The following is a 12,687-nucleotide window of genomic DNA, read 5'->3' on the forward strand; positions in this document are numbered from 1 at the left end:
GTTGAATATATGATTACCGAGATAGAGAAGTTACGAAAAAAGCTTAATGATATGGTTGAAGTTTATGACTGTGACAGCAGCGAAGTATTGGAACTCAGCAGAGAGATGGATAATTTGATCCTGGACTATCTATTGAATGAGAAGCAGGGCACTCTGGAAACAAATAAATAACCGTGTATACACAATGCAATCGGGGTGTTAAATACTTGCCTGTCATACGTTGACATAAAATGTTAAAAATCATATAATTATGATGAAATTTGTAAGAAAATATTGTAATATTATAAGAAATCTGTAATCATATTAAGAGTATTTTGTTAACTTTTTATGAAAATATCCTTTCCTGTACAAATGCAGTCCATGCAATGTACAGCCTGGGAGCGAGCGGTAATGCAGCATTCAAATGTAACTATAAAGGCATAAGGAGAGTGACAGATTTTGAAGAAAGTACTTATTGTAGACGATGCATCATTTATGAGACTATCATTAAAAACAATGCTGGAGAGCAATGGATTTGAAGTGGCAGGTGAAGCCGAAAACGGATATGAAGCCATAAAGCTTTATACAAAACTCAAACCCGATGTTGTTACAATGGATATTACCATGCCCGAGCTGGATGGAATACAGGCATTGAAATCTATTTTGGAACTGGATCAGAAGGCAAAAATAGTAATATTATCCGCCATGGGACAGGAGGCCAGGGTCAAAGAAGCCATTATCAGCGGTGCAAAGACCTTTATTGTAAAACCTTTCAAAGAAGAGCATTTAATACAGACATTAAATAAGATAGCCAATATGTAAAAATTAGCCAGTACAATATTCTGCATATTGGGTGCATAATTTGGAGTGGATTTTCGGAGGATGCACCCTGAATATACGGAATATTGTACTGGCTTTAAAGGAGGCGGTCCCTTGGCAGGTCAGTTTTCCGGTGAACCAATGCTTGATATGTACATATTTGAAACGACTCAGAACATAGAACAGTTGGAAATGTGCATTCTCGATTCGGAGAAATCCAACTGTTATTCCCAGACATCAATAAATGAAATATTTAGAATCATGCATACAATCAAGGGCTCATCAGCAATGATGCTTTTTAATAATATATCGGTCCTTGCCCATTCAATTGAGGATCTTTTTTATTACCTGAGAGAGCAAAAGCCTGAAAATATTGATTATACGCTTCTTTCAGATCATATTTTATCAGGAGTTGACTTTATAAAGGTTGAACTTCAAAAAATTGTGGATGGAGAAAAGGCAGACGGCAACCCTTCTGAAATAATAGAAGCCATAAAAGCTTTTTTAAGTCAGATAAAACTCAAAAACCCTTATAACGGTTCAGAGGCAAAAGAGAAGCAGGAGTTGGCCGAACAGCCCCGGTACTATATTACCCCCAACAAAAGTGACATAAATATTAATACAAACGCGTTTAAAGCGGTTCTGTTCTTTGAAGCCGGCTGTGAGATGGAGAATATCAGAGCTTTTACTGTTATTCATAATATCAGGGAATTTTCAGACGAAGTCTATTTTTACCCCGAGGATATCATTGATAATGACGAGAGCGTAAATGTCATCAGGGAACAGGGCTTTAAGGTCTACTTCAAAACCCAAAAAAATTATAAGGAATTGGATGCTTTCTTTAATCAGACGGTATTTCTTAGAGAATTGGAGCTTGTCCGGCTTGAAGATGATACTGAATTAAAGGGATTCCTAACAGCAAAAACAGTTAAGGCTGAAGAAAATCCTGTCGTGGTTCCCAGAGTAAATTCCTACAGTGCCGAAACTGCCGAAAAGGAAATGACCACAGGCGCCGGTCAAAGTATCATAAGTGTCAGTATTACAAAACTTGACAAGCTCATGGACCTTGTGGGAGAGATGGTGATTTCGGAGGCTATGGTCACACAAAACCCTGATTTGAATGGACTTCAACTGGATAATTTCATGAAGGCGGCAGGCCAGTTGCACAAGGTTACCAGTGATATCCAGGATATGGTGATGTCCATAAGAATGGTTCCCCTGGCCATGACCTTCCAGAAGATGCACAGGGTCGTAAGGGACATGTGCAAAAAGCTTGATAAGGAAATAAGTCTTGAGCTCATAGGTGAAGAAACAGAAGTGGATAAAAATATAATTGAGCATATTTCCGATCCGTTGATGCATCTTGTCAGGAACTCAATCGACCACGGGATAGGATCAGCAGCCGACAGGGAGGCAGCCGGCAAGCCGCCGGCCGGTAAGATCACCCTGGAAGCAAAGAATTCCGGCAGTGATGTTGTAATTCTGGTCAAGGACGACGGCAAGGGGCTCAATAAACAAAAAATCCTCGAAAAGGCCGCCCAAAACGGACTACTGTATAAACCGGCAAATGAAATGTCTGACAGCGAAATATACAATCTTATATTTCTGCCTGGTTTTTCCACAAAGGAAAAGGTAACCGAGTTCAGCGGCAGAGGCGTTGGTATGGATGTTGTGGTAAGAAATATAGAATCGGTGGGAGGCTCAGTCTCTGTGGACAGTGAAGAAGGAAAAGGATCGGTAATAGCACTGAAAATTCCTCTGACCCTGGCCATTATTGACGGGATGAACATACAGGTGGGCAGCTCCCGTTATACCATACCCACAAAAGCTATAAAAGAATCCTTCAGACCCAATGCAAATGATCTTATAAAAGACCCGGACGGAAATGAAATGATCATGGTGAGGGGAAGGTGCTATCCGATTTTACGGCTTCATCAGCTGTATAAGGTCAAAACCGGAATTACCCGGTTTATTGACGGAATTTTGATAATGGTTGAGCATGAGAACAAAACCCTGTGCGTATTTGCCGATGAGCTTCTGGGGCAGCAGGTAGTGGTAAAGTCACTTCCGAAATATATCAAGGCAAAAAGAAAGGTAAAAGGACTTACCGGTTGCACCTTGCTGGGGGACGGCAGCATCAGCCTGATCCTGGATATCGGTGGACTTGTGAATATATAGTTTTGCCTAAATTAAGCAGAAAGGAGTTTATATATGTCAGAAAACCTGGACAGGGAATTAATGGGAAAGGAAACTGATGAAAGAGAGGAAGACACCCAGAAGGGAAGATTCCTCACATTTAATCTTGATAAAGAAGCCTATGGTATTGAAATAACCCATGTTACGGAGATAATCGGTATTCAGCCTGTAACACAGGTTCCTGAACTCCCGGATTATATCAAAGGAATCATTAATCTGCGGGGAAAAATCATTCCTGTAATGGATGTAAGACTCAGGTTCAAAAAGAATTTCAGGGAGTACAATGACAGGACCTGTGTTATTGTAATCGACATTGATGATTTATCAATAGGATTGATTGTTGACAGCGTTTCGGAGGTTATTGCCATCCCGGATACTGAAATCGTAGCGCCGCCTGAAGTGGGCAAGGGCGGAAACAAATACGTAAAAGGTATCGGTAAGGTTCACAGCGATGTGATACTCTTACTGGACTGCAACAGGCTTTTGAATGATGAAGACACCGAAAATCTACTAAACATATAAAGGGAGGAACTTTTTTATGAAATGGTTCGGAAATTTGAAAATAAGGGTAAAATTAATTGTCTGTTTCATTATACTGACCATATTTACAGGTGTCGTGGGATTGCTGGGCATAAATAATATGAATACCATAAACAAGCGGGGAGACGATATGTATTACAACAATTTTGTTCCCGCTACAAGTCTGGCAAAAATCCAGAGGTCAATGCTTATAATAAGATCCGATTACTTACTGATGGTATATGACAGGGATGCTTCAAAATTCCAGGAGAGATTTGAAGAAATAAACAGTTACTCAAGTGATACCGACAGCATATTGACCGAATATGAAAAAACCATTGGCAACGATAAAACCAACAAAGACTTATTCGGGCAGCTCAAGTCCGATCTGGCAGCATACAGGTCAATACGTTCCGAACACCTGGAGCTGGTAAAATCGGAAAAATATGATGAAGCCATAAGAAGAATGCCTGAGTTTACAAATGCCAGGGTGGAAGTTGAAAACACCATCAATAAACTTGTCGAATATAATTCTGAAAACGCTCTCAGCAAATCAAACCAAAACACTGCAGATTATCAGAGCCAGTCCATACTCATGATGGCAATTATTCTGGCCGGCATAGTACTGTCAATCGGACTTGGTTTGGCAATTGCGGGGATTATAAGCAAGCCTCTCAACAAGCTGGTTGTCTCTGCAAATCAGATAGCCGATGGAAATCTGGATGTAAGTATAGATGTAAATACAAATGACGAAGTGGGCATATTGGCAGCGGCATTTACAAAAATGACGGATAATCTGAATGATGTGATGTCAAATATCAATATTGCGGCAGAACAGGTTGCTTCAGGTTCAAGGCAGGTATCCGATTCCAGCATGGCCCTGTCACAGGGGGCCACCGAACAGGCAAGTTCGGTTGAAGAACTTACCGCATCCCTTGAGGAGATCGCATCTCAAACCAGGATGAATGCAGATAATGCAAATCAGGCAAATTCCCTGGCAATAACGGCAAAGGGCAATGCCGTCCAGGGAAATGACCAGATGAAAGAAATGCTCAATGCCATGGAGGAAATAAACGAATCCTCCGGCAGCATATCCAAAATAATCAAGGTTATTGATGACATTGCCTTTCAAACCAATATACTTGCCCTTAATGCCGCTGTTGAAGCAGCAAGGGCAGGTCAGCACGGAATGGGTTTTGCCGTGGTGGCCGAAGAAGTGCGTAACCTTGCAGCCAGGTCGGCAAATGCTGCCAAGGAAACTACAGATATGATAGAGGGCTCCATTAAAAAGGTTGAAGGCGGTACAAAAATTGCAAATCAGACAGCGGAGGCCCTTAATAAGATTGTTGAAGATGTGACAAAGGTAGCCAATCTGGTAAGCAATATAGCTGTGGCATCAAACGAGCAGGCGTCTGGGATTGCCCAGGTCAACCAGGGTATTATGCAGGTTTCGGAGGTTGTTCAGACAAACTCGGCTACCTCTGAGGAAAGTGCCGCTGCCAGTGAAGAGCTTTCCAGCCAGGCTGAATTGCTGAAAGAACAGGTGTCGAGATTCAGGCTGAGAAGATCTCAGAATGCAGTCCATACCTATAAGGGAGGGGACGAAATAAACCCCGACATATTAAGACTGCTGGATCAGATGAATACCGGCAGGAGTTTGGCAAATTTCAGTGAGGCACATAAAGAGAGTGCTCCCGCGGCTCCCAAAAAGATTGTTTTAAGTGACAGGGAGTTTGGTAAGTATTAATAGAGATATTTCAAGAGTTATGCAAGGCAAAAATTTCGGGAGTGGCAGAGTAAAAACCACTCCCGAAATTATAAAACAACAATGAATTGCGGGTGATAACGTGGTAGAAATAACTAAAAAGGAATTTCAACAGTTATCCGACTATATCAAGGAAAACTACGGGATAAGGCTTAAAGAAGAAAAGATGACGCTGGTATCGGGAAGACTTCATAATGTATTGCAGCAGGCGGGGTTCTCAAGTTTTACCGAATATTACAGCCACCTTGTTTCGGACAGAACCGGAAATGCGGTAACTACGCTTGTAGACAGGATTACAACCAATCATACCTTTTTTATGAGAGAAGCCAGCCACTTTTACTATTTCAGGGACAAGGTACTGCCTTACCTGTCGGAAACAGTTGGGGAAAAAGATCTCCGCATCTGGTGTGCGGCATGTTCCACAGGAGAAGAAGCCTATACCCTGGCCATGCTTATGGATGAGTTTTTTGGAAAGGCAAAAATGTGGTGGGATACAAAGATACTTGCCACAGATATATCGGAACAGGTTTTGGATACGGCCGTCAGGGGAATTTACAGCAATGAAAGAATTGAACCCCTGCCTGCCGGCTGGAAAAGGAATTATTTTAAAGCTTATGATAATGAAAATTCCATTCTGACAGATAAAATCAGAAATGAAGTAATATACAGAAAGTTAAATCTTATGGACAGCGTATTCCCTTTCAGAAAAAAGCTGCATACTATCTTCTGCCGCAATGTGATGATTTATTTTGACAATGGGACCAAGAACAGGCTTGTGGAAAAATTCTATGATCATCTGGAATATGGGGGATACCTGTTTATAGGGCATTCGGAATCCCTGAACAGGGAAACGACAAGATTCAAGTATGTATTGCCATCAATTTACAGGAAGGAATAATGAGGAGAGGTCATATGAACGGCAAAAGGATAAAAGTATTGGTGGTAGATGACAGTTTGCTTTTCAGAGAGGTAATAGCCAGAGGGATTGAAACCGATCCCTCCATTGAAGTGGTTGCCAGGGCCGCCGATCCCTTCGATGCAAGAGACAAGATACTTCAGTTTGAACCCGATGTAATGACCTGCGATGTTGAAATGCCCAAAATGAACGGGATTGAATTCATACGAAGGCTGCTGCCCCAGCATCCGCTGCCGGTGATTGTAATCAGCACCGTAAGCGAAGCGGTATTTGACGCAATGAATGCAGGTGCTGTTGATTTTGTAACCAAACCGGAAGTTCAATCGTCAAAAAGCGTAGAAAAATTTTTGTTGGATATCATATCAAAAATAAAAATTGCCGCCAATGCAAAAATCAGCAGGAGCAATACGGCAGACACAGTTAATTCCTCAGCGGGCAAAATAAACACAAATAAAATAATAGCCATCGGTGCGTCAACAGGGGGAACCGAGGCAATATACAAGCTGTTGAAAGCATTGCCGGCCGAGATGCCGGGAATTCTCATAGTCCAGCACATTCCCCCCGTTTTTTCCAACATGTTTGCCCAGAGATTGAACAATCAAACCCTGTTGAATGTGAAGGAGGCCCGGACTGGTGACTGGCTGGAGCCGGGGAAAGTATTGATAGCTCCAGGTGACCGGCATATGAAAATTAAAAAAATTGGGGATAGGATAAGAATTGAAACATTTGAGGGGGAAAAAGTCAACGGGCATTGTCCCTCAGTGGATGTTCTGTTTGAATCTGTCGCCAGAGAGGCCGGAAGCTCCGCAATAGGGATCATGCTCACCGGAATGGGCTATGACGGAGCCCGGGGACTGCTTGCCATGAGGAGGAGGGGAGCCAGGACCATCGGTCAGGATGAACAGTCCTCCATAGTATATGGAATGCCCAAAGTTGCCTTCGATATTGGTGCTGTGGAGAAGCAGACCTCCCTGGAGAATATACCGCAGGTTTTATTGGCAATGTTGAAGTAGGTGATAAAATGCAACTGGTAATAGGAATCGGGGAATATGCCGTATCGGACAGCGGGATTAATGCGTTAAAGACTTATGCCCTTGCGTCCTGCGTAGCGGTGACGGCATACAGCCCCATAAGAAGGGTGGGGGCAATGATCCATGTGGCGCTGCCCGAACCCAAAACCTTTGAGGACGGCTTCTTCAGACCGGGATATTATGCAACAACGGGAATTCCGTTGATGATAGAAAAATTTTGTATGAGATACGGCTGTTTGAAAGGTGAACTGCAAATTCAGATTTTCGGAGGAGCGGATTCAATCAGTGATAAAGACATATTCCATATTGGAAGAAGGAATATCGAGGCTGTAATCGGAACTCTGGACAATTTAAATCTTAGAATACAAAATGCCCATATTGGCGGCAAGGTAAGCAGGACTGTCGAAATGGACCTTGGAACAGGAGAGGTCACCATTTCCACTCAGCCCATAGGAATATGAGGAGGTGAGGGAGCTGAAAAACAGGATGTCAGCGGTACTGGACAATATAGGTGATGGAGTGATTGCTACAAATAAACAGGGCAAAATAGATTATATAAACCATACAGCCTTCCTGCTTACCGGTTGGACAGAGAAGGAAGCCCTGGGAGCTGATTTCCGGGAGGTATTTTCATTAATAGATATCAAGAGCGGTAAACCCCTGGAAAGTCCCATCGATGAGGTCATGCGTTCCAATGCCATTGCAGGACTGAAAAACAATTCCGCCCTCATATCCAAAAGCGGCGAGAGATTTATAGTATCGGCAAGCTGTTCTCCCATAAAGGACGGTAACAACAATATTGACGGGGTGGTGGTTGTTTTCCGCGACATAACCAGGATTAAAAAAATGGAGGAACAGCTGATCGAGGAGAGAAATAATCTCGAAATGACCTTTAACCATTCTCCTGTGGGAATGCTGATTATGGACAATAAAAGAGTAATCAAGCAGGTGAATAATGCTTTTCTGAAAATGCTTGGCCTGACCGACAGGGAAGTACTGGGGCTGTGCTACGGTGACGGGATATGCTGTATAGGCAGCAGGGAAAACGGCTGCGGCAAAGGCATGGATTGCGGCTTATGTGAGATAAGGCAGCGTATAACAAAAGTTTTTGAAACCGGCATACCGAGCAAGGATCTGGTAAACAAGCAAACATTGATGATTGATGGCATACAGAAAAGCAGCTGGTACAGCTTTTTCTTTGTACCAGTACATATTTCGGGAGAGAGATATGTACTGCTTGTATTAAACGATGTCACCGAGAGTAAGGAACGGGAGCAGCAGCTTATTCAGGCTAATAATTTCAGCTTGAAGATGATGGAAAACTTTCCTGCCATGATATGGAAGACCGACGAGAAGGGCAGAAATGTCTACGTAGGCCATACGTTGTCGGAGTTTTTGGGAAAGAGTGAACAGCAGATCATGGAGGAAGGATTGCTGGAATATGTCCACCCGGACGAGAGAGAAAGGCTGGCTGACAAGTTTAACAGGGAAATTGACAATCCCGGGCTGAATAACATTGAATTGAGGATAAAGCATGTAAACGGCCATTACAGGTGGATAAATATTATCATAAAGCCTTTTTATGATATGAACGGGAACCGGGACGGCTATATAGGGATGGGGCTTGATGTAAATGACAAAAAAATTACCGAGACTCTGCTGCTGGAAAGTGAAGAGAGATACAGGTTTTTATTCATGAACCTGCACAGGGGGTTTGCCTATCACAGGGCCATTACCGATAAACAGGGCAATATAACAGATTTGGAATTTCTGATGGTAAATGAAGCCTATGAAAAGATGTTTGGGCTGGAAGCTCAAAAAATCGCAGGTAAACTCTATTCGGACATTTTTCCGGAGGGATTGGTAGATTTTGAAGAAGGGCTGTTTGATAAGGTCATTAACGAAGGAAAAAGTATTTATCTGAATGAAATATATTCCCATGTACTTGAAAAGTGGTATTCCATGGCGGTATACAGTCCACAGAAAGAACATATTGCGGTGGTGGTAACCGATATAGATGAAGAGAAAAAGTCTGAAATTGAACTGAAAAGGGCAAAGGAGGAAGCGGAAAAGGCAAATAAGTCCAAAAGCGAATTCCTTGCCAATATGAGTCATGAAATACGGACTCCGCTGAATGGAGTTGTAGGAATGATTGATCTGACCCTGCTTACAGACCTGGACCCTGAACAGAGGGACAATCTGAGTACGGCAAAAAGCTGCGCCAATTCACTTTTGAAAATAATAAATGACATCCTGGATTTCTCCAAAATGGAAGCAGGAAAATTATTTATTGACAATGTCAATTTTGATATAAAGAAATTGATAGAGGAAATATTCAAATCCCAATCGCCCCTTGCCGATAAGAAGGGACTTGAATTCAATTATTCTTTTTACTCCGGAATCCCTCAGTTCCTTAAGGGCGATCCCAACAGGCTCAAACAAATTCTGAACAATCTGATAGGAAATGCCATCAAGTTTACCGAACATGGAGAAGTTAATATAGTTGTAAGGAAAAGCCTGATAGAAAAGGACTTGGTTGAGTTGAAGTTTTCAGTTTCAGATACTGGAATAGGCATAGGTGATGAAGAGAAAGAGAAACTTTTCAAAACCTTTAGCCAGGTTGATGGTTCCATCAGCAGAAAGTTTGGAGGAACCGGACTGGGACTTGCAATTTCCAGGCAGCTTGTAGAAATGCTGGGAGGCCGGATCTGGATTGAAAGTGAAAAAGGGAAGGGCAGCACTTTTTATTTTACCGTCAGATTCCTGAAAGGAAAGGAGGCTGCTGCCGCCCAGCCCAATGAACCTGTCTCCGGCAGAATCTCTGACAGTCTCAAAATACTGCTGGCTGAGGATGATAATGTAAATAAGACGGTCATTAAGAGAATGCTCAGTGAGAGGGGCTGGAGCGTGGATGTTGCACGCAACGGACTTGAGGCACTTGAATTCCATAAAAAGAAAAATTACGATTTGATACTTATGGATATCCACATGCCTGAAATAGATGGGGTTGAGGCTGTAAAGACAATAAGGGAGAGGGAAGGCGCCCGGAAGCATACTCCCGTAATAGCTCTTACGGCCCATGCGCTGCAGGGAGACCGGGAGAGGTTCCTGGGGCTGGGTATGGACGAATATATTCCCAAACCTTTTACAATGAAGGAACTATATCAGGTCATAGAGGCTGCTGCTGTCAATAAACAGGACAAAACGGAGGTTAAGGGCATCCGGATAGACGAGGATGGAAATATAATACTGATAAGTGAAGAGAACACAGGTCTGAAGGAATTTGATGAGGAGATTTTTGCCGAAATAGAAAATGCCCTGTCCGGCCTGATAGTGTGTCTGGATGGAAAGGACCTGGAGCTGGTGGGGAAATTTGCTCATGATATAAAGAATCTCTGCAATAAAATGGGGGCGGAGGAATTGAAAAGCCTTGCATTTCAGATTGAGCTTGCAGTACGGCGCAACAATATTAAAGATGTTCTTTATAGCTACGTTAACTTTCATAAGGAGCTTAAGACACTAAAAAATATATATATAAATTAGAAAAGGAGTGGGGATATGCGAATTTTAATTGTTGAGGATGATCTGGTCAGCAGAAGGTTTCTTCAAAAGTTTTTATCCCGTTTCGGTGAGTGTGATGTTGTGGTTGACGGCATGGAGGCACTGGATACTTTTTTATATTCATTAAAGGAAAATGTCCCGTACAGTCTTATATGTCTGGATATTATGATGCCAAAGGTTGACGGTATCAAGGTTCTCAAAACCATCAGGGAACTGGAAACACAAAAGGGAATTCCCGTTCGGGACAGATCAAAGGTAATAATGACAACTGCCCTCAACGGTACCGAAATGGTGCAGAAGGCTTTTGAACTGGGGTGTGAGGGCTTTGCCTCAAAACCTCTTGATACTGAAAAACTTGTAGAAGTCATGGAAAAGCTGGGGCTTATTTAAGCAGTATCAGGAGGGTAATTTCAGAGCTCAGACCGGTTAACGGCACTTCGGCTTTAGAACTCTTTAACCAGAAGTGCCCGTATATATCCCCTGTCGGTTGAAGTGGAATCAATATAGAAGCCCCGGCCATAGTAGAACCGGATGAGATCACGGTATTTTGATGCGGTATGGAGGCTGACCTTCTTAACGCCACTGGTTTTCAGAATTTTGTCAGCCAGATTCATAAGAGATTTACCTATTCCTATGTTGTGGTAATCCAGCATGACGCCGAATCTGCTTATATAGGCGGTATTGTCGGGCAAAATCTTTATTCTGATGGTACCTACCGGATTACCGTCAATCAAAGCGATGTAAACCTCTTTTTCAAGAATGTCGGCTTCTATGTTTTCCAGGCTTTCGGTCAATGCATCCATAGTACCGGACAAGCCGGTATCAAGCATATATTTTTTAAAAGCCTCCTGCATAATGACAGCTATGGCTGGCGCATCCTCCAGGGTGGCTTTTCTTATTATAAATGAATAATTCATGTATTACCCCCTTTTCGGTGAGGCTATTTGCCCAACAAGGTTGCAAGAACTGCCTTCTGGGCGTGCAGCCTGTTCTCGGCTTCATCAAAAATTACAGACTGAGGTCCGTCGATGATTTCTTCCGTAACCTCATAACCTCTGTATGCCGGCAGGCAATGCAGGAAAATGGCATCCTCTTTTGCTTTGGAGAACAACCGGGAATTTATCTGGTAAGGCATGAATATTTTTAGTTTTTCCTCTTTTTGATCCTCCTGACCCATACTGATCCAGGTGTCGGCGTAAATTACATCGGCATTTGCAATAGCCTCAACGGGGTCCTGGGTCATCAGAATTTCAGAGCCGGTGGTTTTTGCAGCCGCTTTGGCTTCTTCCACATAGATTCCGGTGCATTCATAGCCTTTTGGAGATGCAACAGCTATGTCCATACCTGTTTTTGCACAGCCGTGCAGAAGGGAGTGGGCTACGTTGTTACCGTCTCCGATGTAGGCAAGCTTCAGGCCTTCAAGCTTTCCCTTATGCTCATATACGGTTAACAGGTCGGCTAAAATCTGACAGGGATGCATCTCATCGGTAAGGCCATTGATAACGGGAATGGTCCCGAATCTTGCAAGATCTTCCACATCACTCTGCTTAAAGGTTCTTATCATTATTCCGTCTATATATCTTGACAGTACATTGGCGGTATCGTATATGGTTTCACCCCTGCCAAGCTGTATGTCATTTGAACTCAGAAACAATGGATAACCGCCCAGCTGGTACATTCCAACCTCGAAGGAAACCCTGGTTCTTGTGGAGGACTTCGAAAAGATCATACCCAGGGTTCTGCCTTTTAAAAGATGATGCTGAACACCCTCCATGTTCTGTTTTTTTAGCTTTTCAGCCAGCTTTAGCAAATCCTGAATTTCTTCAGTGCTTAAATCGTTCAAACTCAATAAATGCTCCATAATTACCTCCATAATATAAAAAAGTGTTCATTGTCTTCCG

The 12,687-nt window shown here is 42.8% G+C and carries 12 protein-coding genes; 10 read left to right on the forward strand and 2 right to left on the reverse strand.

Features of this window, described 5'->3' with window-relative positions; genetic code table 11:
- Window positions 1-9: 9 nt before the first annotated feature.
- The 10 genes from T344_RS30315 to T344_RS0109690 all read left to right on the forward strand — a co-directional run bounded on the left by T344_RS30315 (window position 10) and on the right by T344_RS0109690 (window position 11,176).
- Entirely contained in the window at window positions 10-171 is a 162-nt protein-coding gene (locus T344_RS30315; RefSeq protein WP_084331172.1) for an aspartyl-phosphate phosphatase Spo0E family protein, read from the forward strand.
- A gap of 267 nt (window positions 172-438) precedes the next feature.
- Window positions 439-801: a response regulator gene (locus T344_RS0109650; RefSeq protein ID WP_004627532.1), complete on the forward strand. Its 363-nt coding sequence runs from the start codon at window positions 439-441 to the stop codon at window positions 799-801.
- Window positions 802-912: 111 nt separating this feature from the next.
- Window positions 913-2,976: a chemotaxis protein CheA gene (locus tag T344_RS0109655; RefSeq protein WP_027628526.1), complete on the forward strand. Its 2,064-nt coding sequence runs from the start codon at window positions 913-915 to the stop codon at window positions 2,974-2,976.
- A 33-nt stretch (window positions 2,977-3,009) separates the two neighbouring features.
- On the forward strand, window positions 3,010-3,516 hold the full coding sequence (locus T344_RS0109660; protein ID WP_004627575.1) for a chemotaxis protein CheW: 507 nt from the start codon (window positions 3,010-3,012) through the stop codon (window positions 3,514-3,516).
- A gap of 16 nt (window positions 3,517-3,532) precedes the next feature.
- Window positions 3,533-5,260, forward strand: coding sequence for a methyl-accepting chemotaxis protein (locus T344_RS0109665; RefSeq protein ID WP_027628527.1), 1,728 nt, complete (start codon window positions 3,533-3,535; stop codon window positions 5,258-5,260).
- Window positions 5,261-5,360: 100 nt separating this feature from the next.
- Window positions 5,361-6,176 (forward strand): CheR family methyltransferase, encoded by an 816-nt coding sequence (locus T344_RS0109670; RefSeq protein ID WP_027628528.1) that lies wholly within the window; start codon window positions 5,361-5,363, stop codon window positions 6,174-6,176.
- Between the two features lie 14 nt (window positions 6,177-6,190).
- Entirely contained in the window at window positions 6,191-7,207 is a 1,017-nt protein-coding gene (locus T344_RS0109675; protein ID WP_027628529.1) for a protein-glutamate methylesterase/protein-glutamine glutaminase, read from the forward strand.
- 8 nt (window positions 7,208-7,215) lie between these two features.
- Window positions 7,216-7,686: a chemotaxis protein CheD gene (locus T344_RS0109680; RefSeq protein ID WP_027628530.1), complete on the forward strand. Its 471-nt coding sequence runs from the start codon at window positions 7,216-7,218 to the stop codon at window positions 7,684-7,686.
- A 25-nt stretch (window positions 7,687-7,711) separates the two neighbouring features.
- Window positions 7,712-10,768 carry a PAS domain-containing hybrid sensor histidine kinase/response regulator gene (locus tag T344_RS29690; protein ID WP_051571736.1) on the forward strand — a complete coding sequence of 1,019 codons (3,057 nt, stop codon included), beginning with the start codon at window positions 7,712-7,714 and terminating at the stop codon, window positions 10,766-10,768.
- Between the two features lie 15 nt (window positions 10,769-10,783).
- On the forward strand, window positions 10,784-11,176 hold the full coding sequence (locus tag T344_RS0109690; protein WP_027628531.1) for a response regulator: 393 nt from the start codon (window positions 10,784-10,786) through the stop codon (window positions 11,174-11,176).
- Window positions 11,177-11,229: 53 nt separating this feature from the next.
- On the opposite strand, the gene T344_RS0109695 is transcribed toward T344_RS0109690, so the two are convergent.
- Both T344_RS0109695 and argF read right to left on the reverse strand, forming a co-directional pair.
- The gene (locus T344_RS0109695; RefSeq protein WP_027628532.1) at window positions 11,230-11,703 is read right to left on the reverse strand and encodes a GNAT family N-acetyltransferase; all 474 of its coding nucleotides are present in this window, start codon (window positions 11,701-11,703) and stop codon (window positions 11,230-11,232) included.
- 23 nt (window positions 11,704-11,726) lie between these two features.
- Window positions 11,727-12,647, reverse strand: a complete 921-nt coding sequence (gene argF / locus T344_RS0109700; RefSeq protein WP_027628533.1) for an ornithine carbamoyltransferase — start codon at window positions 12,645-12,647, stop codon at window positions 11,727-11,729.
- Window positions 12,648-12,687: the final 40 nt, after the last annotated feature.

The organism is Ruminiclostridium cellobioparum DSM 1351 = ATCC 15832 (genome assembly GCF_000621505.1).
Taxonomy (GTDB): Bacteria; Bacillota; Clostridia; order Acetivibrionales; family DSM-1351; genus Ruminiclostridium; species Ruminiclostridium cellobioparum.